This window comes from Nitrosospira sp. TNL300 (assembly GCF_055385915.1).
The window spans coordinates 963,550-987,743 of the sequence record NZ_AP041005.1; the positions used below are offsets into that span (position 1 = coordinate 963,550).

The following is a 24,194-nucleotide window of genomic DNA, read 5'->3' on the forward strand; positions in this document are numbered from 1 at the left end:
TATTGTTCAAGCAAGGAATGCAAAACGGAAAGATGCAAGCCGCGCCGGCGTGTGCCCGCGCAGTCTCAGCTCTCAAGCAGGGGACTCATGGGATATTCGAGCGCTTCCTTCATCGCTACCAGGGAAAGTACAGCTTCCCGCCCGTCTATGATACGGTGGTCATAGGATAGCGCCAGATAGCACATCGGACGAATCACGATTTGGCCGTTTTCGACCACCGGGCGCTCCTTGGTTGCGTGAATGCCAAGAATGGCGCTCTGCGGGGGATTGATGATAGGGGTGGAAAGCATCGAACCGAAGACGCCGCCGTTGGTGATCGAGAAAGTGCCCCCGGTCAATTCCTCGATGGTCAGTTTGCCGTCCTGCGCGCGACGGCCAAAATCAGTGACCTGCCTTTCAATTTCCGCCTGCGACAAGGAATCCGCATTGCGAATGATGGGCACGACCAGCCCGCGCGCACTGCTCACCGCAATGCCGATATCATAGTATTCGTGATAGACGATATCGTTGCCGTCCACTGAAGCGTTGACGATGGGAAATTTTTTGAGTGCCGCCACCGCCGCTCTGACAAAGAATGACGTGAGACCAAGTTTGACGCCATGCTCTTTTTCGAATTTGTCCTTGTAGCGGGCGCGCAAATCCATGACCGCCTGCATGTTGACTTCGTTGAATGTGGTAAGGATGGCTGCGGTGGATTGCGACTGTACCAGACGCTCTGCAATGCGGGCGCGGAGCCGCGACATGGCCACTCTTTTCTCGCTGCGTTTCCCTTCAGTCTTGTCTTCAGCCATCTGCGGCGCGGGCTCAGGGGCACGTGAAACGGGCGGAGCAGGTGGAGTTGCCGGAGCTTGCGGAACTGCAGGAGAAGGCACGGGGGCGATATTGGCTGTTGAGCGTTTTTGCTCTACATAAGCCGCCACGTCTTCCTTGATGATGCGACCATCGCGACCGCTGCCTTTGAGCGTGCGGATTTCTTCCGGCGTCAGATTTTCCTGTGCGGCCAGCTTCTGCGCGGCAGGCATCATCCCCGGAGCTTCCGCAGCAGTTGTGGAAGCCGGGGCAGTTGTGGAAGGCGGAGCAGCTTCTGCCCCTTTTTTGACTGGCCTGGCTTCGGCGGCAGAACGCGTTGCTTCGGATTCGGTTGCTTTGGATCCGGTTGCTGCAGTTGAAGCTGACGGGGTGCTGCCCTCTACCGCACCTGCTTCGGTGTCTATCGTGGCGATGACTTCGCCGGCAGTCACCGTTGCTCCGTCTTCCTTGATGATTTTCGCCAGTATTCCCGCAGCGGGGGCTGGCAACTCCATCACGACCTTATCGGTTTCGAGGTCGATCAGATTTTCGTCACGCTCAACACGTTCACCTTCTTTTTTATGCCAGGAAAGGAGCGTCGCTTCAGCTACTGATTCGGATAACGCAGGAACTTTGATATCGACGCGCATATTCTTCCTCTGTCTCCAGGTTTTCAGATTTTTTCGCGAAATGCAGCCACTACCAATGCATTCTGCTGCTCGTTGTGTTTCACCAGATAGCCCGCAGCGGGGGACGCCGACGAGGGGCGCAGCGCATCCCCGAGAACCTGATCCGGGCGCTTGTGACGCAGCAGGTAGTGCTGGATGCGATGCCACGCACCTTGATTGCGGGGTTCTTCCTGGCACCAGAGGATGTCTCGGGCATGCGGATAGCGCTCGACCTCGGTCTGGAAATCATCATGGGGAAATGGATACAGTTGTTCGATGCGGATAATGGCGACATCCTCGATTTTGTTCTTGCGCCGGTATGCCGCCAGATCGAAATAAACCTTTCCGCTGCAGGCGATCAGCCGCCGCACCTTCTTCGGATCGAGTTCTTCCGCGTCGGAAATGATGTTCCGGAAGCCGCCGTCGACCAGATCTTCCAGGCCGGATACAGACTCCTTGTGGCGTAAAAGGCTTTTCGGGCTCATGATGACGAGGGGCTTGCGCAGCGGCCGCACCATCTGGCGGCGCAGCAGGTGAAACATTTGGGCGGGCGTGGTTGGAACGCATACCTGGATGTTGTATTGTGCACACAGTTGCAGGTACCGTTCCAGCCGGGCAGAGGAGTGTTCAGGCCCCTGGCCTTCGTAGCCGTGCGGGAGCATCATCACCAGTCCGCACAAGCGGCCCCATTTGGCCTGGCCCGAGGCGATGAACTGGTCGATCACCACCTGGGCGCCATTCGCGAAATCACCAAATTGTGCTTCCCACATCACCAATTCATCGGGTGCGGCTGTGGCATAGCCGTATTCGAAGGCAAGGACTGCTTCTTCGGACAATACAGAGTCGATTATCACGAAATCCGGCTGGTCCGGTCTGATGTGGCGCAATGGGATATATGTCCCCTCACTCCATCTTTCACGGTTCTGGTCGTGCAGGACCGCGTGACGATGAAAGAACGTACCACGTCCCGAATCCTGCCCGGAAATGCGGATCGGATATCCGTCATTCAACAGGGCAGCATAAGCGAGATTTTCAGCCATGCCCCAATCCAGCGGCAGTTTTCCTTCTCCCATCAGGCGGCGATCGGAAATGATTTTTTCCACGCGCGAATGCAACTTGAATTTCGACGGGATATCGGTGAGTCGCTCTGCCAGTTTGCGAAGTTCGGCCAGAGGCAAGCCGGTGGGCACTTTTGCATCCCAGGCGGTTTCTTTCAGAAACGGCGTCCAGTCCACCAAGTTGGGGGATTTATAGCCGTAGACAATGGTCTTGTTGGGATTGCGCTCCGCGTCCATGTCATCCCGATATGCTTTTACCATGTGATCGGCCGTGCCGGCATCGATCACACCTTCCGCTTCCAGCTTGTCTGCATAAAGCCTGCGCGTACCGGGATGCTGGCCGATGATCTTGTACATCAGCGGTTGGGTGACCATCGGCTCATCCTGCTCGTTGTGGCCGAGCGTGCGGTAGCAGACCATGTCCACGATCACATCCTTGTGAAACTGCATGCGGAAATCGAGCGCGATTTCGGTCACCATGACGACCGCTTCCGGATCATCCCCATTCACATGGAAAATCGGCGCTTCGATCATCTTCGATACGTCGGTGCAATAAAGCGTGGAGCGGGCATCGCGGGGATCGGAGGTCGTGAAACCGATCTGATTGTTGATAATGACATGCACCGTGCCCCCGGTGCCATAGCCGCGCGTCTGCGACAGGTTCAGTGTTTCCATTACCACGCCCTGGGCGGAGTACGCGGCGTCGCCGTGCAGCAGCACGGGCAGTACCAGATCACCATCCCTGTCCTGCAAGCGGTGCTGACGCGCACGCACCGACCCCTGAACTACCGGATCCACGATTTCAAGATGAGAGGGATTGAAGGCCAGAGAGAGGCCCATGATGCCACCCGGTGTGGAAACCGCAGAGGAAAAGCCCTGGTGGTATTTGACGTCGCCTTCGGTCAGATCCTGGACATGCTTGCCTTCAAATTCCTGGAACAGGTCGGCCGGCAGCTTGCCGAGCGTGTTGACCAGTACATTGAGACGGCCCCGGTGCGCCATGCCGATCACCAGTTGCTGCACGCCCATGTGGCCTGCGCGCTGGAGCAGATTGTCCAGCAGCGGAATCATGCTCTCACCCCCTTCGCCGGAAAATCGCTTCTGCCCCACATACCGTGTGTGCAGATATTTTTCCAGGCCTTCCGCCGCGGTGAGCCGTTCCAGAATGTGCCGTTTATATTCCGGTTCGAAATCGGGCTGCGCACGCGGACCCTCGATGCGGTTCTGTATCCAGCGTTTTTGCTCGGTATCGGTGATATACATATACTCGACGCCGATTTTACCGCAGTAGGTTTGCCGCAGCGTCTGCAGGATTTCCCTGAGTGAAGCGCGAGGCGGACCAAACAACGAGCCGGTTCCGAATATCCTGTTCATGTCAGCTTCGGTCAGGCCGTAATAGCCCGGATCGAGTTCGGGAACGTGCGGCTTATCGTAGTGCTTGAGAGGGTCGAGATCGGCATGGCGCACACCGAGGAAGCGGTATGCATTTATCATTTGCAGCACGGCTATCTGCTTGCGCTCGGTGGTCAGCAGGCGTTCTTCCCGCATCGTTTCGACGCCCTGGGCAACGGCAGCGGGTTGAGCAGTGCGTTTGCCAGGTTCGACCGGGACCTTCCCCCCTTGAAGCGTGTCAAAGTATTCACGCCATTCTGCAGAAACCGATAAGGGTTCCTGCAGATACGCTACGTAAAGCCCCTCCACGAAGGACGCATTCGATCCGAATAGTGGCGAATTGTCGTGTAACTGCTTCAGCATGGCCAAAGGTCTCGTCGTCTGGCAATCCGTCTACAAGCGTGAGGCGATGGGAATCACCTCGCGCGTTTTGGCGCCTGTATAGAGCTGGCGCGGACGGCCGATCTTGTACTCGGGGTCTGAAATCATTTCGCTCCACTGGGCGATCCAGCCCACGGTACGAGCCATGGTGAATATCGCGGTGAACATGGAAACAGGAATACCCAGTGCCCGCTGTACGATGCCCGAGTAGAAATCGACATTGGGATAAAGCTTTTTGGTAACGAAGAATTCGTCTTCGAGCGCGATCTTCTCCAGCTTGAGCGCAAGCTTGAATAAAGGATCATCGCGCAAACCCAGTTCACTCAGCACTTCGTGACAGGTTTCGCGCATCAGCGTTGCGCGCGGATCAAAGTTTTTGTATACCCGGTGACCGAATCCCATCAGCCTGAAAGGATCATCCGGGTCTTTGGCGCGCGCAATGTATTCGCCAATGCGCGACTCATCGCCAATCTCTTCCAGCATGTTGAGGCATGCCTCATTCGCCCCGCCATGCGCCGGTCCCCACAGGCAGGCAATACCGGCGGAAATACACGCAAACGGATTGGCGCCGGTCGAACCGGCAAGGCGCACCGTAGAGGTGGAGGCATTCTGTTCATGGTCGGCATGCAGGATCAGGATGCGGTCAAGCGCCCGCGCGAGCACAGGGTTAGATCGATAGTCCTCCGCGGGAGTGGCAAACATCATATGCATGAAGTTTTCCGCATAGTTGAGGTTGTTGCGCGGATACATGAAAGGCTTGCCGATGTTGTATTTGTAGGCCATTGCAGTAATGGTCGGCAGTTTTGCAACCAGCCGGAAGGCCGACAGCTCACGATGCGCCGCGTCGGAAATATCCATTGCGTCGTGATAAAACGCGGACAATGCGCCCACCACCCCTACCATCACCGCCATGGGATGCGCGTCGCGCCTGAAACCGGTATAAAAGCGCGCCAGTTGTTCGTGCACCATCGTGTGCTCCTTGATGGTTTTATCGAATGACGCCTTCTGGGCGATATTCGGCAGTTCCCCATTCATCAGCAGGTAGCACACTTCCATGAAATCACACTGCTTTGCCAACTGTTCGATAGGGTAGCCGCGGTAGAGCAGAATCCCCTCGTCGCCATCGATAAAAGTTATGCTCGAACTGCAGCTTGCCGTGGACATGAAGCCTGGATCGTAGGTGAATACGTGGCCTCTCTTATAAAGCGTGCGAATGTCCACGACATCAGGTCCCAGGGTGCCGGCCAGGATTGGCAATTCGAGTGGCGGATTACCGTTACCCAGGTCGAGGGTTGCGTTGCGTTTGTGTTCCATGTCGTTTCCCACCGTTTTCCGTTATCTGATTTACCCAGGAGACTCCTTGCTAAACCGATTGCAGCAGGCGTAATACCGGTTGCAGGCCTGCCTTTCCTTCGTCTTCATCCTTCTGCACTATCATATGCCACAAGTCGGTATCCGGGAAATCCAGCAGTGTTTCAAACTGCCGGATGCCCGCTTCGTCGAGGGCGGCATAATGCTTGTCCATAAAGCGTTGCAGCACGATATCCAGTTCCAGCAGTCCGCGCCGACACCGCCAGCGGGCGCGCTCGCGTTCTTTCATTGCTTTCAGATGGTTCTTTTGGTCATCATGGTCTTGATCTGGCCGATCGCTTCCATTGGGTTCAAGCCTTTCGGACATACATCCGTGCAGTTCATGATGGAGTGGCAGCGGAAAAGGCGGTACGGGTCTTCCAGATAATCCAGCCGCTCGGCCGTTGCCTGATCGCGGCTGTCCGCCAGAAAGCGATACGCTTGCAGCAGGCCGGCCGGTCCCACGTATTTATCGGGATTCCACCAGAAAGAAGGGCATGCGGTAGAACAACATGCACATAGAATGCATTCGTACAGTCCATCCAGTTCCGCCCTTTTCTCGGGAGACTGGAGCCTTTCGGTTTCCGGCGGCGGGTCGTCATTGATGAGGTAGGGCTTGATCGAGTGATACTGCTTGAAGAACTGGGTCATGTCGACGATCAGGTCGCGTATTACCGGCAACCCTGGCAGCGGGCGCAATTCCACGGGCTCTTTGAGACCTTTCACGGGGGTGATGCACGCCAGTCCGTTACGGCCGTTGATGTTCATCGCATCCGAACCGCATACGCCTTCCCGGCAAGAACGTCGAAGACTCAGGCTGTCGTCCACGGTTTTTATCCGTATCAACGCATCCAGCAGCATCCTGTCCGCCGGTTCCAGCGCGATTTCGTAGTCCTGCATATAAGGCTTTTCGTCCTTGTCCGGATCGAAGCGGTAGATGGAGAACTTCATAGAATCCTCGCAAGGAAACCTGCGACTTCAGTCGCGGGAGGAATTGCGTAATTGTCACAAGGTTCAGGTATTTCTTGTAAAATGCCTGAATGGAAGTTAAACGTGCCTACAAATTCCGGTTTTACCCGACGCCGCAGCAAGCGGAAGTTCTTGCCGGAACGTTCGGCTGCGCGCGTTTCGCCTACAACCACATGCTTCGCCAGCGCACTGACGCATGGTTTCAGCGAATGGAGAAGGTCAACTACAACGAGACTTCCGCAATGCTCACGGCACTCAAGAAAACTCCTGAGCATGCCTGGTTGAATGAGGTTTCCAGCGTCCCGGTACAGCAATCCCTGCGGCATTTGCAAACCGCTTTTTCCAACTTCTTTGCCAGGCGCGCCGGATACCCGGCATTTAGGCACAAGGACGGCGCCCAGGCGGCTGAGTACACGACCAGCGCGTTCAAATGGGACGGCAAAGCACTGAAGCTGGCGAAGATGGACAAATCTCTGAATATCCGCTTCTCGCGCACCATCCCGAAAGCGGTTGTCGTTTCCACCGTCACAGTCAGCAAGGACACGGCCAACCGCTATTTCGTGTCCATGCTTTGCACGGATCAAGTCACCGCCAAGAACAAAGCAGTCGGAAAGGTTGGCATTGACCTGGGCCTGACTCACTTCGCCATCCTCTCGACCGGCGAAAAGGTTGCTTCGCCCAACACATTCCGCAGGAATGAAACCAGACTGGCAAAGCTGCAACGCAGGCTGGCGAAAAAACAGAAAGGCTCCGCAAACCGGCGTAAGGCAAGGTTGAAAGTAGCCCGGTTGCACGCGAAGATTACCGATTCGCGCAGGGACTTCCTGCACAAACTTTCGACACGGCTGATAAACGAAAACCAAGTAATCGCCATCGAAAGTCTTGCTGTCAGCAACATGCAGAAGAACCGCTGCCTGTCGAAGTCAATCAGCGATGCAGGCTGGTCTGAATTCGTGCGGCAGCTTGAGTACAAGGCGCACTGGTATGGACGCGAACTGATCGGCATTGACAAATGGTATCCCTCGTCAAAACGCTGCTCCGGGTGCGGACATACCGCAAAGGCCATGCCTTTGAAGGTGCGCGAATGGACTTGTCCTGAATGCGGCAGTGTCCACGACCGCGACATCAATGCAGCGCGCAATGTTTTGGCCGCCGGACTGGCGGTGTCAGCCCATGGAGAAACTGTAAGTCCTGTTTGCATGTAAATGTAGAAGGCTGGGTTCTGTGAAGTGGGAATCCTCCGTCTTCAGACGGGGGAGGATGTCAAGTCCAATTCCTTGATATATGGGCAGGTGGATTTTGTTACAAGGAATATCCATATTCATGACTATGATATATCCCTGATGATTGAAAAGCCATTTTCCACGAGGTCCGGAAAATATTCCCGCATGAATCCGGACCTCCTCCTCGAAAAACAGTGCCTAAGCAATTTCATCGAGCTCTGTACCGCGGGGTTTGACCGGCTTCGCATCCCAGATCTGATCGGCATATTGCAGAATGGTACGGTCACTGGAAAACTTACCCATATGGGCAACATTCAGGATCGCCTTGCGTATCCACTGCTCCTGATCCTGGTACGCGGCTTCAACTTTCTTCTGGCAGGCGATATAAGACGCATAATCGGCCAGCAGAAAATATTTATCGCCATGCTGTAGCAGCGTATCTATAACAGGTTTAAAGCGATCCGGCTCGTCCGGTGAGAAAAAGCCCGAGCCGATCATATCGAGTACCGTCCGCAATTCCGCGTTGGAATGGTAGAAATCCAAAGGTTGGTAGCTATTCGCTTTCATCTTAGCGATTTCCTCCGCCGTGAGGCCGAATATAAAGATATTGTCCTCTCCGACTTCGTTGCCGATTTCGATATTGGCGCCATCCAAGGTACCAATCGTAAGCGCGCCGTTCAATGCCAATTTCATGTTTCCCGTTCCCGAAGCCTCGGTGCCTGCGGTGGAAATCTGCTCCGAGAGGTCAGCGGCCGGAATCATCTCTTCCGCGGTCGATACATCATAATTAGGTATGAACACTACCTTCAGGTGGCCTGCTACCTGCGGATCATTATTGACGATGTCGGCGATATCGTTGATAAGCTTGATAATGAGCTTGGCCATGAAATAACCCGGTGCCGCCTTACCTCCAAAAATGACCGTGCGCTGAACGTAGTCGGCAGTCGGATGATGGCGTATGCGGTTATACAACGTCACTACATGCAGCACATTGAGCAGTTGCCGTTTGTATTCATGGATGCGTTTGATCTGAACATCGAACAGCGAATCGGGACTGATATCAATCTTGAGCTTTTGCTTCAACATGGCAACCAACCGTTCCTTGTCTGCGCGCTTCGCGGCGGCGAACTCCTTGCGAAAAGACGCGTCGTCGACAAGTGGAACCAGGCGCTTCAACTGGATCAAGTCCTTGATCCAGCTAGAACCGATACGCGAAGTGATGAGTTCGGCCAACCGCCGGTTAGCCTGGTTCAGCCATCGGCGCTGGGTGATACCGTTGGTGATATTGATGATCTTGCCGGGAAAAAAACGGTCGAAGTCGGCGAATATAGTCTGCTTCATCAATTCGGTGTGAATTTGCGCCACTCCATTTACCTTGTGGCTTCCCACGATGGCAAGATGCGCCATACGGATGCGCCTTCCTCCTTCCTCATCGATGATGGACATGCGGCGCAATATCCCGGTGTCGCCGGGGTAGCGATGCATCACATCCTTCAATAGCCGCCGGTTGATTTCGTAAATGATTTGCAAATGGCGCGGCAGGATGTTCTCGAACAGTGCGACCGCCCAGGTCTCAAGCGCTTCGGGCATCAGCGTGTGGTTTGTATAGGCGAACGTCTGGGTAGTGATATCCCATGCTTTCTCCCATTCAAGATGGTGCAAATCCACCAGCAGGCGCATCAGTTCGGGAATGGCAATAGCGGGATGCGTGTCGTTCAACTGGATCGCGACTTTGTCGGGCAGGGCATCAAAATTATCTTGATACTTGCGGTACCGGCGCAAAATGTCATGCAATGAAGCGCATACGAAGAAATATTGTTGTTTCAGGCGCAGTTCGCGCCCCATTGCCGTGCTGTCGTCGGGGTAGAGTACCTTGGACAGGTTTTCGGAATCGTTCTTGTCTTCCACCGCTTTGACATAATTGCCTTCGTTGAAATAACGCAATTCGAAATCCCGCGTTGCCTTGGCCGACCATAAGCGCATGTTGTTGACCGTGTGGGTGCCATAACCCGGAATAGGCGTATCAAAAGCCATGGCCATCACGTCGTCGGTATCTATCCAGTGATAGCGGAACGTTCCCTGTTCATCCGCATACTGAACCACCCGGCCATGAAATTTTACCTGGTGCAATACCTCGGCGCGGGGGAACTCCCAGGGGTTGCCATAACGCAACCAGTTATCCGGGTGTTCGACCTGCCTGCCATCCTCGATGCGCTGGGCGAACATGCCGTACTCGTAACGGATGCCATAACCGTAGCCTGGAAGGTCGAGTGTCGCCATTGAATCGAGAAAACAGGCGGCAAGCCGCCCAAGGCCACCATTTCCAAGTGCGGCATCCGGCTCTATTTCGCGCACGTCGTCCAGACTGATTGCCAATTCCTTGAATGCCTCGCGAAATTGCTGGTCGAAGGCAAGGTTATGCACGCTGTTCATCAGGGTGCGCCCCATCAAGAATTCCAGGGAAAAGTAGTAAACCCGCTTGACATCGTTGATGTAATAGCTGCGCATGGTTTCCATCCAGCGGTCGATCAAGCGGTTGCGTACCAGATAAGCTGCCGCGAAGAACAGGTCACGATCGGTGGCGGTTATCGTGTCCTTGCCTACTGAATAGGTCAAACTGTTGGAGAGCGAGTGTTTGATCGAGTCCGCATCGAAACCGACTTTTTCATGCTCGAAAATGGATGTCTTCCAAGAATCATTCATGATTTCTCCCGCTGGATTTAAGGCTATCAGGGATGCCAATTACGACCGGTGTTACCGGAAGGAAGTGAGGATGGATCAGTACGCTTGCAGATCAGCGCCATCCGGACCCAAGGAATGGCGCCAGAACTGATTGTCACTATCGAACAGCCGGTAGGTGCCGCGCGGTCCCCACGTGCCTGCGTGGTAGCCGTTGATAAAATCGCGTTCCATCGCCCACACCTTGATGACAGGATCCACCGCGCGCCATGCCCATTCCACTTCATCTATACGTAAAAAAAGTGAATGGTCACCTTGCATCACATCCAGCAGCAAACCTTCGTAGGCGTCATGTTCTTGCTCGCTCCCCTTGCGGTATGAGGCATCAAGACTGATGGTGCGGGTTTCCAGGTCCAGGCCCGGCACCTTGACGCGCATTTCCATCTTCAGGCTGTCGTTAGGCTGAATGCCCAGCATGATCCAGTTGGGGTGCGATGGTTCATGGCGTGCGTGCCGCAGTAAGTCCTGGGGCGGGTTTTTGAAACGGATACAGATTGCCGAACTGTTTTCGGCCATCCGCTTGCCGGTGCGCAGGTAGAACGGCACTCCGGCCCAGCGCCAATTGTCGATAAACAGCTTTAGCGCCGCGTAGGTTTCAGTGGCGCTGTCTGGCGCCACACCCGGTTCGTCCACATACCCCGGAACGGGTTTCCCATCGATAATGCCATTTGCATACTGCCCGCGGAATGCATGGGCATGCACCGAGTTTTGTGTAATGGGCCGTATCGCTTTCAGCACCTTTACTTTCTCATCCCGCAAATGCTCCGCTGACAATGTTACAGGCGGTTCCATCGCCACCAAGGCAAGCAACTGCATCAAATGGCTCTGGATCATGTCGCGCAACGCACCGGCTCCTTCGTAATAATCGGCGCGTCCTTCTATCCCCAGGGTTTCGGAATGGGTGATTTGCACATGGTCGATATAATGATTGTTCCATAGCGGCTCTAGCAATATATTGGCAAAGCGGAACACCATCACGTTCTGGACCGTACCTTTACCGAGGTAATGGTCGATCCGGTAAATCTGTGGTTCGTTCAAATGCCGGTACAGGCTGCCTTGCAGAGTCTGGGCGCTGAGCAAGTCGTAGCCGAAAGGCTTTTCGATCACCACGCGGCACCATCCGTTTTTCTGCTGGAGGAGGCCTATCGCACCGAGTTTCTCTATGATTGCCGGAAATTCCGATGGACGCACAGCCATGTAAAACACGACATTGGGTGAAAACTCGGGCGTTTCTTCCAATAATTTCTGTAATTTCAGATAGGCATCGCCAGTGGCGGGGGGATTGGGATGGTAATGCAGACGGGCACGGAAACGCTCGAATGCCTGCTCATCAATGCCTTCCGGAAACTGGGACTTCAGCATGCCGGTCACTTCCTCGATCCACCGGTCGTTACTCCACAGCCCCAGGCCGCAACCCAGTATCGCCATTTTATCCGGCAGACGTCTGGCTACTTCCAGACGGAACAGTGCAGGAATCAGTTTACGCCGCGACAGATTTCCACTTGCGCCAAAGATCACAAGGACACATGGTTCGATAGTTTTCATTTTTCTTCCCTCTCGTGTTGTACTTCGTGCAAGCCGAAAGCAATCACATCATGGAAAGCACGCAGTAGTTGTTAACTGTAGTTGTTAACCGTGGCCATTCTTGTGTTGCCTGACGGCAACCCGGCCATTCTTGAAGGTTCATCATCTTTTGTTGCAACCTCTTTGCCTGCTATTTCCGACCGCAAAACCATGTTGATCGATAGTCGCGTGTTATCTCGTCAGTATGTCCTCGCCTTGGGCGTAAATGATTCCACTGTCAATGGTTTTAACCGGACGGGCTTGTAATCGAGCCGCCGGCCTTCGCTGAAATACAATGTGTGTTTGAGCCACTTGTTGTCATCGCGATGGGGGAAGTCATCCCTCGCATGTGCACCCCGGCTCTCCGTACGGGCCTCAGCTGAGATCATCGTCGCGACGGCCACTTCGGCCAGATTATCGAGTTCCAGCGCCTCCACGCGCGCGGTATTGAACACTCGGCTTTTATCCTTGATCTCGGTGTTTCTGGCGCGCTCCGCCACTTCCGAAATTTTATCCACCCCTTGCTTGAGCAAATCCGCAAAACGGAATACGCCGCAATGCGCCTGCATGGTTTTACGCAGCGTATCCCCTACTTGCGACACGTTCTCACCATCCTTTTGAGAATCCAGCCGCGCCAGGCGCGCGAGTGCTTTGTCTGCCGCGTCTCCGGGTAAATGTTTATGATGGGGATTCCTTTTCAAGTCTTCGATGATCTGGTTGCCCGCAGCGCGACCGAATACGAGTATATCGAGCAGTGAATTGGTTCCAAGGCGATTGGCGCCATGCACGGAAACGCACGCACATTCACCCACGGCATAGAATCCCTGCACGACTTCCTCGGGTCCCGTTTTGTAGGGCGCTACTACCTGACCATGAAAATTGGTCGGAATTCCTCCCATCATGTAATGCGCGGTGGGTACTACCGGGATGGGCTCACGAACCGGGTCTGCGTGAGCAAACTTTATGGCAATTTCACGTATGCCGGGCAGCCGCGCCTTGATGACGTCCGCACCCAGATGATCCAGCTTTAGCAGCAGATGATCAGTGTCCCTGCCGCATCCGCGCCCTTCCTTGATTTCTGTCGTCATTGCGCGCGAGACGACGTCGCGGCTGGCAAGGTCTTTCGCATGCGGGGCATAGCGCTCCATGAAACGCTCCCCGTTCTTATTGAGCAGGTAGCCGCCTTCCCCGCGCACCGCCTCGCTGATAAGGATTCCTACACCATATACTCCCGTCGGGTGAAACTGCCAGAATTCCATGTCCTGCAACGGTACGCCCGCGCGCGCCGCCATCGCCAAGCCATCGCCGGTGTTGATGAAAGCATTGGTGCTGGCGCTGAATATCCGTGCTCCCCCGCCGGTTGCAAACAGTGTCGCTCTCGCCTGCAGGATCATCACCTCGCCGGTTTCGATATCGAGTGCGGAGACGCCTAACACATCACCATGCTCGTCACGAATAAGATCGAGTCCCATCCATTCGACAAAAAACTGAGTATTTGCCCGCACGTTGCGCTGATAGAGCGTGTGCAGCATGGCATGGCCAGTGCGGTCAGCAACGGCGCATGAACGCGTTGCCTGGGCGCCTCCGAAATTCTGCGATTGTCCCCCGAAAGGACGCTGGTAAATTTTTCCATTTTCCAGCCGGTCGAAGGGCATGCCGTAATGTTCGAGTTCATATACCACTTCGCTTGCCTGGCGGCACATGAATTCGATCGCATCCTGATCGCCGAGATAATCGGAACCTTTGACCGTGTCGTACATATGCCAGTGCCAGTTGTCTTCGGTGACATTTCCTAGCGCCGCGGCGATGCCGCCCTGGGCGGCAACCGTATGAGAGCGGGTAGGGAAAACCTTGGAGAGTACGGCTACCTTGAGCCCCGCTTCCGACAATTGCAGCGCTGCGCGCATCCCGCCGCCGCCTGCTCCAACGATGACCGCATCGAATTTTCGCCGTGCTATTGTCACGCTACCCTTCACCTATCCAGAGAATTTCTACGGACCAGATGGCATAAGACAGCAGTGACAGTATGACCAGTATTTCCAGAATAAGGCGAATACCAGCAGCATGAACGTAATCCATCAGGATATTGCGCATTCCGATCCATGCATGCCAGAACAGGCTCAGAAGAAACAGGAAGGATGCTATCCGCATCCACTGGTTATCGAACAGCGTCTTGAAGGACGCGTAGTCCTGCGGGGGGGAAACCAGCAATACCCCTGCCAGCATCAGGGTATAGATAGCCATTACCGCGGCGGTGACGCGTTGCGCAAGCCAGTCGCGAAGCCCATAATGTGCGCCGGTTAACACCCGCACTGGCCGCTTTACCATATCTTTACCATATCGCAGCCCCGATCAACACAGTGAGAACGATTCCCGCTCCCACAACCACTTTACTGCTCAGCCGCGCCTGTTCAAGTTTTGCGCCGTAATGCAGGTCCAGCGCAAGATAACGGATTCCGGCGCAGAAATGATGCACGAAGAACCAGAGCGCCAGTATCAGTCCGAGCTTTGCCACCGGATTGTTCAGGAAGGATTGAAACTGGGTGTAGCCTTCCGGGGAACCCAGCGCCATGTCGAGACCACAAAGGACGAGAGGAATACCGGGAAAGAACAGCAACGCTCCGCTGATGCGGTGCAGGATCGATATCACTGCGGGCAGGGGCTGCCGGATTTTCAGCAGGTCAAGATATTTGGGGCGCTTTTCTGGCAATTTCGATCCCGCTGTCGTCGCCGTTGTTATTGTTACCGGAAGGTGATCAAGTTGAGGCTGGGATTAAGTTTAGACCGTTATTGCAGGGGATACAACCATGCGACCATCAAGGAGCATACTGCGCTTTCCGCTTTCCGGTCAGGCGGAAGATACTTCGAATGCTGAACCGAAATTGACAAACTGAAATTGACAACCCATGGGGAATGTTTTTATAGTCCCGGTTTCTTTGCTCCCGTTCAATGTCCTCAATGCACCTGGAGCAGGGGTGGTTCCCGAAGTATTGTCCGCCGAACTTATCCATCTGAGAGGTGCGATTCATTTTTCCGCTCCTCTGTCTGGTCCGGCTCGTTACAGCCTGAAGGACGCAATGGAAAATTACTACCCGGTAGTATATCTACAGGAGCATAAGAAAAAATGAAGACTCCCATTCGTGTCGCCATAACTGGCGCCGCCGGCCAGATAGCTTACAGCCTGTTGTTTCGTATCGCGGCGGGCGACATGCTTGGCGAGGATCAGCCTGTCATTCTGCAATTGCTGGATATTCCACAATCGTTGTCTTCCCTGAAAGGCGTTGTCATGGAACTGGACGACTGCGCCTTTCCATTACTGACGGGCGTCACAGTTACCGACGACTCCAAAACGGCTTTTCGAGACACAAATATCGCCATTCTGGTTGGCGCCCGTCCGCGCACCAAGGGTATGGAACGCAAGGATCTGCTGGAGGCAAACGGTACGATATTCCGTGCGCAGGGGAGGGCGCTCGACGAGGTTGCCCGGCGCGATGTGAAAGTCCTGGTGGTGGGGAATCCTGCCAATACCAATGCCTATATCACGATGAAAAATGCGCCGAGCCTGAAGCCGGCCAATTTCTCATCGATGATGCGGCTGGACCACAACCGCGCGGTGTTCCAGCTTGCTGCCAAGGTCGGGCAGCCGGTTTCCAGCGTGAGAAAGATGATCGTATGGGGCAATCACTCCTCAGCCCAGTATCCCGATTTGAGTCATGCCGAGGTTGACGGCCATAATGCCGCCGACCTCGTGAATGACATGGCATGGGTGGAAAACGGTTTCATTCCTGTAATACAGAAGCGCGGCATGGAGGTGATCGAGGCGCGCGGTTCTTCGAGTGCGGCCAGCGCGGCGAACGCTGCACTCTGCCACATGCGCGACTGGGTTTCCGGCACTCCTGAAGGTGACTGGGTGTCCATGGGCATTCCTTCGGATGAAAGCTACGGCATTCCGGAAGGGGTTATCTATGGTTATCCGGTGACCTGTCAGGGCGGCGAGTACAAGATCGTGCCCGACCTGGAAATAAGCGATTTCAGCAGGATGAAGATGCAGGCGAGCTACCGGGAATTAATGGGAGAGCGCGATTCGATAAAGCATCTGCTTGGATAAGGCCGATTCTCATCTTCGTTTCTCCCCGCTTTCATGCCCGCTTCTGCCGGTTCCCGTTTTCGCGCAGCGCTTGATGCGGAAAAGCCCCTCCAGATCGCGGGCTGCATCAATGCATATGCGGGCCGCATGGCGGAGCGTACCGGTTTCAAGGCGCTGTATCTCTCGGGTGGGGGGGTGGCTGCGGCATCCCTCGGAGTACCCGATCTTGCCATTTCCACCATTGACGATGTGCTGGTCGATGTGCGACGTATCACCGACATCACCGACCTGCCGTTGCTGGTGGACGCGGATACCGGTTTTGGCGGCGTTCTCAATATCGGCCGTACTGTGAAATCATTGATAAAAGCCGGGGCAGGCGCGCTCCATATCGAAGATCAGGTGCAGGTCAAGCGTTGCGGTCACCTTCCAGGCAAGGCTGTGGTCAGTGAAATGGAGATGGTGGAACGGATTGGCGCCGCGGTGGATGCAAGAACCGATCCCGCTTTCGTCATCATGGCGCGTACGGATGCACTCGCGGTGGAAGGGCTGCAAGCTGCCATTGACCGGGCCTGTGCTTATGTGGAGGCGGGGGCGGACATGATCTTCCCCGAGGCTGTGACTGATCTGGAAACCTACCGGCAGTTCGCGGCAGCGGTCAAGGTGCCCATCCTGGCCAACATCACGGAATTCGGCGCAACCCCCCTTTACACAGTCGAGGAATTAGCCCAGGCAGATGTTTCCCTGGTGCTTTATCCACTTTCCGCATTTCGCGCCATGAGTGCTGCTGCGTTGAATGTATATCGAACAATACGCGCGGAAGGCTCGCAAAAAAGTGCGCTTCCGAGCATGCAGACCCGTGCCGAGCTGTACGAATTTCTCGACTACCATGCCTATGACGAGAAAGTGAATCTCCTGTTCAAGTCCGAAAAACCCGAAGAACCTGAAAATGAATAAACCTGGTAAAAGCACTGTGAGCACTGCGCCGAAGGCGAAGAAGTCTGTCGTGTTGTCCGGTGTGCTGGCCGGCAATACGGCCATTTGCAGCGTCGGGCGAACAGGGAACGATCTGCATTATCGCGGTTATGACATTCTGGATATCGCGGAAAGCAGCGAATTTGAAGAAATTGCCTACCTGCTGGTGTACGAAAGACTGCCCACGGTGGCTGAGCTCGCTGCTTATAAGGAGAAGCTGGAAAAGCTGCGCGATCTGCCGGCCAGGGTAAAAACCCTGCTGGAGACGATACCGGCAAGCGCTCATCCCATGGATGTGTTGCGAACCGGGGTTTCCGCACTGGGTACGGTGCTGCCGGAAGCAGAGATACACACGGTAGAGGGCGCTCGGGATATCGCGGATCGCCTGCTGGCCTCGATGGGCTCCATGCTGCTGTACTGGTACCACTATTCGCATCACAACCGCCGCATCGAACTGGAGTCAGATGACGATTCCATTGGTGGCCATTTTTTGCACCTATTGCATGGCAAGGCACCCCCCGAATCCTGGGTAAAGGCGATGCATACCTCCCTGATCCTGTATGCCGAGCATGAGTTCAATGCATCCACCTTTACCGCGCGCGTGATTGCCGGAACGGAGTCGGATTTCTATTCCTCCATAACTGGTGCTATCGGCGCTCTGCGGGGGCGCAAACACGGAGGCGCCAACGAGGCCGCGTTTGACATCCAGACACGCTACAGCAGCCCGGATGAGGCCGAGGCGGACATCCGCCGCCGGGTAGCCAACAAGGAGATCATCACTGGTTTCGGCCATCCCGTGTATACCACCGGCGACCCGCGCAACCGGATAATCCGCGAGGTGGCAAGGAAACTGTCGGCCGAGGCAGGAGACATGCCGATGTTCAACGTGGCCGAGCGACTGGAAACGGTGATGTGGAGCATCAAGAAAATGTTTCCCAACCTGGACTGGTACTCCGCTGTGGGTTATCACATGATGGGCATTCCCACTGCCATGTTCACCCCGCTGTTTGCGATTGCCCGCACCAGCGGCTGGGCTGGGCACATCATTGAGCAGCGTATAGACCAAAAAATTATCCGCCCCTCGGCGAATTACATCGGGCCGGAAGAGCGGAAGTTTGTGCCGATTGGGAAGAGAAATTAAAAATTTTCTTGCAGGATGGTCGGGACAGGTTATTAGGCAGCGTATTAGCAATTACTTGGACAAAAGATCGCGTATTGCTTTAAAGGTAGATCTCTTATTTGAAGGGGCAAGATGACAAGTATCGTTCTTCTGCAGGTAACCAATAAGTCCGCAATAACGAACGCTAATAGAACCTTGGAGAAGCCGATAGCGCTGAAGCATATTCAAAAGTGGCTTACCGCGGATCAGTTTCAAGAACTCGAGTCAAAGTGTGCTGAACAAAAAGTTTTTATATGGGGTGCCAAGTCTGAAAGGGCACATCAATTCGGTAAAATACCGTCGGGCTACTCGGTAGCCCTGTTTCGCCGAGGTCAAACGGTATACAAGTGCGGAACCATCACTAAATGGATATTTAATCCGGAGTTGGCCGAGTCTCTGTGGGGTTTGGATAGTGACAACGAAACGTGGAGTTTTGTCTGCTTCTTAAAAGACGTGAAAAAACCTTTTATTCCTGCATCACAAATTAACGGACTTATCGGCAGAAAACTTACAGATCATTGGCAGGGCTTAACAGTAGTGGAATCGCCGTTAGCCGATACTGTAATTGACTTCGTAAAGTTAGAATTAAGACAAGCACTCAGTCGAAATATCTAGCCGCTTCTGAGAATCGCGAGAACTGGAGCGAGAATAGGAGACAGAGGGTTCAGTTTTAGACAAGAGAAGTCAAGCTACCGTAGCGTGCAATTTCAATCCCAGTGCATTGATTACTTTCAGTATGGTTTCGAATTCAGGGCTTCTATCCCCTGACAGAGCTTTATACAGACTCTCGCGGGAGAGGCCCGATTCACGCGCGATCTGTGTCATCCCTTTGGCACGGGCGATATCGCCAAGAGCTCTTGCGATAAAGGCTGCGTCACCATCAGCTTCCTCCATCGCGGCTTCAAGGTAAGCCGCCATTTCCTCTGGTGTCTCGAGGTATTCCGCTACATCATAACGAAAAAATTTTTCACTCATGATCTAATCTCCCAATCCTTTGCAATCATCCTTGCACGATCAATATCACGCGTTTGGGTCGATTTGTCCCCACCACAGAGAAGAATAACGATGCGTTGTTCTCGTTGCATAAAATACAACCGGTAACCTGGACCGTGATCGATACGCAATTCCGAGATGCCTTCGCCAACCGGCTTAACATCTCCAAGATTACCCGTCTCAATTCGTTTTATACGAATATGAATGCGAGCGCGAGCGGTTCGATCTTTTAATCCGAACAGCCATTGCTTAAACGTTTCGCTTTGGATAATTTCTGTCACGGCTCAGTGTATCCTTAAGGATACAGTTCGTCAATGAGAAACGAATTAAGCTGACCTATCGCTTGCCTTATACAGTTTCCCGGCTTTCCGCCATATTAACGCCCGGGCGGTTGGTTCAGTATCTTGCCTGGCGGTGGCGGGGGAGGAACGCCGGGCGGTGGCGGAGGTATGCTCACTGTTCCCTGGGGCCCGGGCGGCGGAGGGGGGTAGGAAGAGGAATAAGGTGGATAAGAAGGAGAGGTGTAACGACCTCCTGGATAGCTGTTCGTGACCTGGCCGTATACCGGCACCTGATGTCCCTTGGCGTACATGCACTGCACGTAGGCGGCATCATAACGCTCTTGGGAAATCGAACCCGAGGCCCCCGCAGTACCGATGCCAGCCAGGCTGCCTGCCAACGCGCCGGTACCGGCTCCAATCGCTGCGCCGCCTCCACCGCCGAGGGCAGCACCGGCTGCAGCCCCTACTCCAGCACCTACGGCGGCGCTTCCCACTCCGCTGCTTATCGAAGCGCGGCTCGGCGTATTTCCTCCAATCTGGTCATAAGCAAACTGCCGGCAGAGGTAGTCGTCGTAGCGGAACTCGTCGAAGCTTCTTCCTGTGCCCGGCAGGGCCATCATGCTGGGACCTGTTGGCATACTGACACAGGCAGTGAGCGAAGTGAGCACGAGCAGCGGGAGGGACAACCTCGGGGACAACTTCGGGAATAACTCCGGCCAGCGGACTTTATATGAGACCAGGGATTTCCTGAATACGGATTGAATCATGACGGTTCCACTCATTGACTGGGTTGGGGCGCTACCTGCAGCCAGCCTTCAGGACAATTTTTGACATAGGGATAATAGCCGTCGGGATTGCGGCAATAATGCCAGTAACCGGTTGTCGGCGGCTGTGTTTGGGGTTGGGATTGGATCACCGGTGGCTGCTGGATGTAAACAGGAGGCTGTGCCGGCGTTACAACCATGGGCGCCACAGGTGGATACGCGTAGCCGGGGGTGTAGCCATACCAGGGGGAGAACCCGTAAGCAGGGTAGCCGTAGGGTGCGTAACCATACGCCGGCCCGTAGCGGTAATAAGGCGAATAGTAGGGTCCTCTGCCGTAGTAACCCAGGCCGTAACCGCCCAATACCCCCAGTCCGAAGGCCAATCCAGGGCTGCCCCAATGACCCCCGTGGTGGTGGCCTCCATGATGACCTCCCCCGCGTGCCCATGCCGTCGATACCGAAGTCGTTGCCGAAAACGATCCGAGTAAAATGAGGAAAGCATACATGAATCCCATTTTTTTCATAGAATCCTCGCAAGGAAACCTGAGACTTTAGTCGCGGAAGGAATTGCACCTATCGCCGTCTTTAGACGGGGAGCAGTCAAGCCAGTCTCCACTTTGCGATTCCAGCCATTGAAATCACTCCTCTCTTTCCACGTATGATTTGGACCGTTCCGCGAGCAAAAAAAATTCTGGCTGGATCGATGTTAATGCGGATATAACGTATCACCGACGCTTTGGTTGTCATACTTGAATAATTCAACGTCAAGAAGGAAGAGCAACTCCTTCTTTCGCCGCACAGACTCTCCTTGTTGAAGGCGCAGGCTCTATAATATGTGCCCATGTCATCCGCGTCCTTCAACGTTCGTCCCCAACCTGACCAGGTTCTGGTCGACATTGCAGATTACGTCGTAGGGCGGGATATTCAGAGCGATCTGGCTTACGCTACCGCGCGCCACTGCCTGATGGATTCTCTGGGGTGCGCCATGGAAGCACTTGCGTATCCGGCCTGCACCAAACTGCTTGGGCCGCTTGTGCCCGGCGCTGCCGAATCTGGGGGCGGCGCGAGGATTCCGGGTACACGGTTTCAGCTCGATCCGGTGGAAGCAGCCTTCAATATCGGCACGATGATTCGTTGGCTCGATTTCAACGATACCTGGCTGGCTGCGGAATGGGGCCATCCATCGGATAATCTTGGCGCCATACTGGGTGTAGCCGACTGGCTCTCACGCAGTGCCACGAGCGGGAGGCAGCAACCGCTCATGCGGGATGTGTTGACCGCGATGATAAAGGCATACGAGATTCAGGGTTGCCTCGCTTTGGAAAACAGCTTCAACAAGGTGGGACTGGATCATGTGGTGCTGGTTAAAGCCGCATCCACTGCCGTTGTAACGCATCTGCTGGGCGGCAGCCGCGACCAGATCATCAATGCGCTTTCCCAGGCGTGGGTGGATGGGCAGGCGCTGCGCACGTATCGTCATGTGCCCAACACCGGCTCGCGCAAATCCTGGGCCGCGGGGGATGCCACCAGCCGCGCAGTATGGCTCGCGCTGATCACACTCAAGGGGGAGACAGGCTACCCTTCAGCACTTACTGCGAAAACCTGGGGGTTCTACGACGTGCTGTTCAAGGGAGAGCCTTTCAAATTCCAGAGGCCCATCGAACGATGGCATTCCTATGTGATGGAAAATGTGCTGCTCAAGATTTCGTTCCCCGCCGAATTCCACTCCCAGACGGCGGCGGAGTGTGCGATGCAACTATACCCGCGAATGAAGGACCGGATTGCCGATATCCGGAAAATAACGATCCGCACCCATGAAGCCGCAATCCGTATCATCGACAAGAAGGGGCCGCTCAGCAGCCCAGCCGACCGGGATCATTGCATGCAGTATATTGTTGCAGTACCGCTTATTTTCGGCAGGCTTACGTCTGCCGATTATGAGGATGCCGTGGCCGCCGACCCGCGCATCGATGAGTTGCGGGACAAGATAATCTGCGTCGAGGACCCGCAGTTCACAAAGGATTATTACGATCCCGAAAAACGCTCCATCGCAAATGGCCTTACCCTGGAATTCAAGGACGGCAGTAAACTGGAGGAAGTGGTGGTGGAGTATCCCATCGGCCACAGGCTGCGCAGAAGCGAAGGCATTCCGCTACTGGAAGAAAAGTTCAGAATCAATCTTGCACGCCGTTTCCCGGCCCACCGGTGCGGGGCAATCATGAATGCCTGTCATGATCAAAGCAGGCTGGAAGCGATGCCAGTTCACGAGTTTATTGATTTGTTTGTGATTTAGGTGAACCGGTTCCTGCTTCAGGATGCGCAACATGAGGCGGGATGAGCTCCCTTTCGGTGAGATCGTGCTCGTTCTCCTGCGGGGAAGAGTTTGTATTCAGCAGTATCCGGAGAGTATTGAGCCTCAATCTCCACGAAGCGACGATTGCCGTGTCTGCTGACAGGGCGGCCAGCAATTGTTCCACCCCGTCGGTATGTGAGGCGTCGCAGGTGGAGAAGAAACAGTGAAGCTCCTCACTGTTCGTGATTCCTGTCCGCTGCGCGAAAACGGGATAATCTTCACGCAGATGAGAGGCCAGCCAGGCCTGATCGATCCATTGCTTCAACTGGCTATAGCTGAAGCAGGTGCGTATCGCAAGGTCCACCGGATCAGCATTGCTGAGGTTTTCGATGTTATCGAATCCTTCCCGCTCCAGTCTCAATTCGTGCGAGTAGCTCATTCCCGCCAGCATGGAAAGCGGCAGCGCGCGATAGCTCATGGCGGGGATGATATCTCTGGTCAGTTTAACGACGATCCGCTCAATTCCGAGTGCAGCCCGCTTTGGATAGAAACCCAGAAAAAAAGCAACAAGGGGCAGCAGGCTCAATCTGGCAGGGAAGGGGATTTCCTGTTTCGAAAGCAGTTTTTCGCCATTGCCTGATCCTTCAGGAGATGTGGCTTCTCTGGGCTCCTCACCGGCAGGAGGCGTTGGCGCCGCGGCATTCATGTCGGAAGGCGTAGCAGTTGAGGGCGCAGCAGTGGAAGGCGCAATCACATCGGGTTCGTGTTCGAGTTCGTGTGGCAGCAGCAGATCGAACGCAAAGGAGAGCACCAGCGCCAGCAGGCTTGCGACGATCATGCGGATAGCGCCATCGACGAACGTATTGGAAGTGAGGTCCATCGTGAAGTAGGCGCGGACTACGGAGCCGATGAAATAGACGTAAGCACCGAGGAATCCGAACTGGAAAGCCGTCAGGTTGCGGACGAGGTGGGGATAATAGGAATCGCGATTTGTTTCATACAGCTCCATGAAGGGACCCATGGTCAGCATGTTCGCCCCGAGACTGAAATCCACGCCAAGTTCCGCGGAGGAGGAAACGGGCTTGAACAGCAGCAGAATCGAACTGCCGAGCAGCACGACGACAGTAGTCAGCCAGACGCTTCCCCTATAAGTGCCAAAGGAAGCCCGGTGTCCCATCCGCTGGCGGATTTCACCGCGCCGCTCGGCCGGAACGTCGCGGTACAAACGGCGTTCCTTGCGGTTCGCCATCTTCATCGTGTAACTCAAGGCGAGCGATGGCACAACCAGAACCGCCACCAGGGTCATGATAAGGTTGTACTGAAAGAAGACCGGGTCAAACCAGTGTGCGACTGCACGGAAATCGCGATGGGCAGCTGTACCGGGTCCCGGCGTTGCTCCAAACGCGGACTCCAGTCCCAAGCTCACGATGAAGATCGTCGGTACCGCAAATACCAGCCAATCGTACCAGTGCATGTTCCATTTTTTGCTCTCGTTCGGATCCATACACGTCTT

22 protein-coding genes are annotated in these 24,194 nt (G+C 54.8%); 7 read left to right on the top strand and 15 right to left on the bottom strand.

Features of this window, described 5'->3' with window-relative positions; genetic code table 11:
* Nucleotides 1–65: 65 nt before the first annotated feature.
* The 5 genes from odhB to ACZ5BW_RS04410 are packed head-to-tail and all read right to left on the bottom strand — an operon-like array spanning nt 66 to nt 6,589.
* Nucleotides 66–1,439, bottom strand: coding sequence for a 2-oxoglutarate dehydrogenase complex dihydrolipoyllysine-residue succinyltransferase (odhB, locus tag ACZ5BW_RS04390; RefSeq protein WP_464542886.1), 1,374 nt, complete (start codon nt 1,437–1,439; stop codon nt 66–68).
* Between the two features lie 23 nt (nt 1,440–1,462).
* Nucleotides 1,463–4,270 carry a 2-oxoglutarate dehydrogenase E1 component gene (locus ACZ5BW_RS04395; protein ID WP_464542888.1) on the bottom strand — a complete coding sequence of 936 codons (2,808 nt, stop codon included), beginning with the start codon at nt 4,268–4,270 and terminating at the stop codon, nt 1,463–1,465.
* Nucleotides 4,271–4,300: 30 nt separating this feature from the next.
* Nucleotides 4,301–5,602 (bottom strand): citrate synthase, encoded by a 1,302-nt coding sequence (gene gltA, locus ACZ5BW_RS04400; RefSeq protein ID WP_464542890.1) that lies wholly within the window; start codon nt 5,600–5,602, stop codon nt 4,301–4,303.
* 49 nt (nt 5,603–5,651) lie between these two features.
* Entirely contained in the window at nt 5,652–5,888 is a 237-nt protein-coding gene (locus ACZ5BW_RS04405; RefSeq protein WP_464542892.1) for a succinate dehydrogenase assembly factor 2, read from the bottom strand.
* Between the two features lie 5 nt (nt 5,889–5,893).
* Entirely contained in the window at nt 5,894–6,589 is a 696-nt protein-coding gene (locus ACZ5BW_RS04410; protein WP_464542894.1) for a succinate dehydrogenase iron-sulfur subunit, read from the bottom strand.
* Between the two features lie 89 nt (nt 6,590–6,678).
* Here ACZ5BW_RS04410 and ACZ5BW_RS04415 point away from each other — a divergent pair, with 89 nt between their 5' ends.
* Nucleotides 6,679–7,812 carry an RNA-guided endonuclease TnpB family protein gene (locus ACZ5BW_RS04415; protein ID WP_464542896.1) on the top strand — a complete coding sequence of 378 codons (1,134 nt, stop codon included), beginning with the start codon at nt 6,679–6,681 and terminating at the stop codon, nt 7,810–7,812.
* Nucleotides 7,813–8,028: 216 nt separating this feature from the next.
* Here the strand turns inward: ACZ5BW_RS04415 and ACZ5BW_RS04420 are convergent, their stop codons facing one another.
* The 5 genes from ACZ5BW_RS04420 to sdhC all read right to left on the bottom strand — a co-directional run bounded on the left by ACZ5BW_RS04420 (nt 8,029) and on the right by sdhC (nt 14,842).
* Nucleotides 8,029–10,533 carry a glycogen/starch/alpha-glucan phosphorylase gene (locus ACZ5BW_RS04420; protein ID WP_464542898.1) on the bottom strand — a complete coding sequence of 835 codons (2,505 nt, stop codon included), beginning with the start codon at nt 10,531–10,533 and terminating at the stop codon, nt 8,029–8,031.
* A 75-nt stretch (nt 10,534–10,608) separates the two neighbouring features.
* Nucleotides 10,609–12,114 (bottom strand): glucose-6-phosphate dehydrogenase, encoded by a 1,506-nt coding sequence (gene zwf / locus ACZ5BW_RS04425; protein WP_464542900.1) that lies wholly within the window; start codon nt 12,112–12,114, stop codon nt 10,609–10,611.
* Nucleotides 12,115–12,332: 218 nt separating this feature from the next.
* On the bottom strand, nt 12,333–14,096 hold the full coding sequence (gene sdhA / locus ACZ5BW_RS04430) for a succinate dehydrogenase flavoprotein subunit (RefSeq protein ID WP_464542902.1): 1,764 nt from the start codon (nt 14,094–14,096) through the stop codon (nt 12,333–12,335).
* Nucleotide 14,097: 1 nt separating this feature from the next.
* Entirely contained in the window at nt 14,098–14,460 is a 363-nt protein-coding gene (gene sdhD, locus ACZ5BW_RS04435) for a succinate dehydrogenase, hydrophobic membrane anchor protein (RefSeq protein ID WP_464542904.1), read from the bottom strand.
* A 4-nt stretch (nt 14,461–14,464) separates the two neighbouring features.
* Nucleotides 14,465–14,842 (bottom strand): succinate dehydrogenase, cytochrome b556 subunit, encoded by a 378-nt coding sequence (gene sdhC, locus ACZ5BW_RS04440; protein WP_464542906.1) that lies wholly within the window; start codon nt 14,840–14,842, stop codon nt 14,465–14,467.
* Between the two features lie 414 nt (nt 14,843–15,256).
* Between sdhC and ACZ5BW_RS04445 the strand changes: the two genes are divergently transcribed.
* The 4 genes from ACZ5BW_RS04445 to ACZ5BW_RS04460 all read left to right on the top strand — a co-directional run bounded on the left by ACZ5BW_RS04445 (nt 15,257) and on the right by ACZ5BW_RS04460 (nt 18,965).
* Nucleotides 15,257–16,240, top strand: coding sequence for a malate dehydrogenase (locus tag ACZ5BW_RS04445; protein ID WP_464542908.1), 984 nt, complete (start codon nt 15,257–15,259; stop codon nt 16,238–16,240).
* A 33-nt stretch (nt 16,241–16,273) separates the two neighbouring features.
* Entirely contained in the window at nt 16,274–17,173 is a 900-nt protein-coding gene (gene prpB / locus ACZ5BW_RS04450; RefSeq protein ID WP_464542910.1) for a methylisocitrate lyase, read from the top strand.
* Nucleotides 17,166–18,332 (top strand): bifunctional 2-methylcitrate synthase/citrate synthase, encoded by a 1,167-nt coding sequence (gene prpC, locus ACZ5BW_RS04455; protein ID WP_464542912.1) that lies wholly within the window; start codon nt 17,166–17,168, stop codon nt 18,330–18,332. Before prpB ends, prpC begins: the two co-directional genes overlap by 8 nt.
* A 111-nt stretch (nt 18,333–18,443) precedes the next feature.
* A complete protein-coding gene (locus ACZ5BW_RS04460; RefSeq protein WP_464542914.1) occupies nt 18,444–18,965 on the top strand; it encodes a hypothetical protein in 522 nt (173 codons plus the stop codon).
* A gap of 69 nt (nt 18,966–19,034) precedes the next feature.
* Here the strand turns inward: ACZ5BW_RS04460 and ACZ5BW_RS04465 are convergent, their stop codons facing one another.
* The 3 genes from ACZ5BW_RS04465 to ACZ5BW_RS04475 all read right to left on the bottom strand — a co-directional run bounded on the left by ACZ5BW_RS04465 (nt 19,035) and on the right by ACZ5BW_RS04475 (nt 20,244).
* Entirely contained in the window at nt 19,035–19,325 is a 291-nt protein-coding gene (locus ACZ5BW_RS04465; protein WP_464542916.1) for an addiction module antidote protein, read from the bottom strand.
* Nucleotides 19,322–19,624, bottom strand: a complete 303-nt coding sequence (locus ACZ5BW_RS04470; RefSeq protein ID WP_464542918.1) for a type II toxin-antitoxin system RelE/ParE family toxin — start codon at nt 19,622–19,624, stop codon at nt 19,322–19,324. The genes ACZ5BW_RS04465 and ACZ5BW_RS04470 overlap by 4 nt, the downstream gene beginning before the upstream one ends.
* 95 nt (nt 19,625–19,719) lie before the next feature.
* Complete coding sequence (locus ACZ5BW_RS04475; protein WP_464542920.1) at nt 19,720–20,244, bottom strand: hypothetical protein; 525 nt, start codon at nt 20,242–20,244, stop codon at nt 19,720–19,722.
* Between ACZ5BW_RS04475 and ACZ5BW_RS04480 the strand changes: the two genes are divergently transcribed.
* Nucleotides 20,243–20,386: a hypothetical protein gene (locus ACZ5BW_RS04480; RefSeq protein WP_464542922.1), complete on the top strand. Its 144-nt coding sequence runs from the start codon at nt 20,243–20,245 to the stop codon at nt 20,384–20,386. The two genes, ACZ5BW_RS04475 and ACZ5BW_RS04480, sit on opposite strands and share 2 nt — an antisense overlap.
* A 16-nt stretch (nt 20,387–20,402) precedes the next feature.
* Here ACZ5BW_RS04480 and ACZ5BW_RS04485 read toward each other — a convergent pair whose 3' ends face one another.
* Nucleotides 20,403–20,912: a hypothetical protein gene (locus ACZ5BW_RS04485; protein WP_464542924.1), complete on the bottom strand. Its 510-nt coding sequence runs from the start codon at nt 20,910–20,912 to the stop codon at nt 20,403–20,405.
* Between the two features lie 317 nt (nt 20,913–21,229).
* Between ACZ5BW_RS04485 and ACZ5BW_RS04490 the strand changes: the two genes are divergently transcribed.
* Nucleotides 21,230–22,681: a bifunctional 2-methylcitrate dehydratase/aconitate hydratase gene (locus ACZ5BW_RS04490; RefSeq protein WP_464542926.1), complete on the top strand. Its 1,452-nt coding sequence runs from the start codon at nt 21,230–21,232 to the stop codon at nt 22,679–22,681.
* Here the strand turns inward: ACZ5BW_RS04490 and ACZ5BW_RS04495 are convergent.
* Nucleotides 22,659–24,185 (bottom strand): hypothetical protein, encoded by a 1,527-nt coding sequence (locus tag ACZ5BW_RS04495; protein ID WP_464542928.1) that lies wholly within the window; start codon nt 24,183–24,185, stop codon nt 22,659–22,661. The two genes, ACZ5BW_RS04490 and ACZ5BW_RS04495, sit on opposite strands and share 23 nt — an antisense overlap.
* Nucleotides 24,186–24,194: the final 9 nt, after the last annotated feature.

Coding starts and splice junctions, on each gene's coding strand:
- ACZ5BW_RS04410 (WP_464542894.1), bottom strand. CDS start 6,589: ATGAAGTTCTCCATCTACCGCTTCGATCCGGACAAGGACGAAAAGCCT.
- prpC (WP_464542912.1), top strand. CDS start 17,166: ATGAATAAACCTGGTAAAAGCACTGTGAGCACTGCGCCGAAGGCGAAG.
- ACZ5BW_RS04395 (WP_464542888.1), bottom strand. CDS start 4,270: ATGCTGAAGCAGTTACACGACAATTCGCCACTATTCGGATCGAATGCG.
- ACZ5BW_RS04405 (WP_464542892.1), bottom strand. CDS start 5,888: ATGAAAGAACGCGAGCGCGCCCGCTGGCGGTGTCGGCGCGGACTGCTG.
- ACZ5BW_RS04420 (WP_464542898.1), bottom strand. CDS start 10,533: ATGAATGATTCTTGGAAGACATCCATTTTCGAGCATGAAAAAGTCGGT.
- ACZ5BW_RS04480 (WP_464542922.1), top strand. CDS start 20,243: ATGCTGGGACCTGTTGGCATACTGACACAGGCAGTGAGCGAAGTGAGC.
- ACZ5BW_RS04495 (WP_464542928.1), bottom strand. CDS start 24,185: ATGGATCCGAACGAGAGCAAAAAATGGAACATGCACTGGTACGATTGG.
- sdhD (WP_464542904.1), bottom strand. CDS start 14,460: ATGGTAAAGCGGCCAGTGCGGGTGTTAACCGGCGCACATTATGGGCTT.
- ACZ5BW_RS04460 (WP_464542914.1), top strand. CDS start 18,444: ATGACAAGTATCGTTCTTCTGCAGGTAACCAATAAGTCCGCAATAACG.
- gltA (WP_464542890.1), bottom strand. CDS start 5,602: ATGGAACACAAACGCAACGCAACCCTCGACCTGGGTAACGGTAATCCG.
- ACZ5BW_RS04415 (WP_464542896.1), top strand. CDS start 6,679: ATGGAAGTTAAACGTGCCTACAAATTCCGGTTTTACCCGACGCCGCAG.
- prpB (WP_464542910.1), top strand. CDS start 16,274: ATGCCCGCTTCTGCCGGTTCCCGTTTTCGCGCAGCGCTTGATGCGGAA.
- ACZ5BW_RS04445 (WP_464542908.1), top strand. CDS start 15,257: ATGAAGACTCCCATTCGTGTCGCCATAACTGGCGCCGCCGGCCAGATA.
- ACZ5BW_RS04465 (WP_464542916.1), bottom strand. CDS start 19,325: ATGAGTGAAAAATTTTTTCGTTATGATGTAGCGGAATACCTCGAGACA.
- ACZ5BW_RS04475 (WP_464542920.1), bottom strand. CDS start 20,244: ATGATGGCCCTGCCGGGCACAGGAAGAAGCTTCGACGAGTTCCGCTAC.
- zwf (WP_464542900.1), bottom strand. CDS start 12,114: ATGAAAACTATCGAACCATGTGTCCTTGTGATCTTTGGCGCAAGTGGA.
- ACZ5BW_RS04485 (WP_464542924.1), bottom strand. CDS start 20,912: ATGAAAAAAATGGGATTCATGTATGCTTTCCTCATTTTACTCGGATCG.
- odhB (WP_464542886.1), bottom strand. CDS start 1,439: ATGCGCGTCGATATCAAAGTTCCTGCGTTATCCGAATCAGTAGCTGAA.
- ACZ5BW_RS04490 (WP_464542926.1), top strand. CDS start 21,230: ATGTCATCCGCGTCCTTCAACGTTCGTCCCCAACCTGACCAGGTTCTG.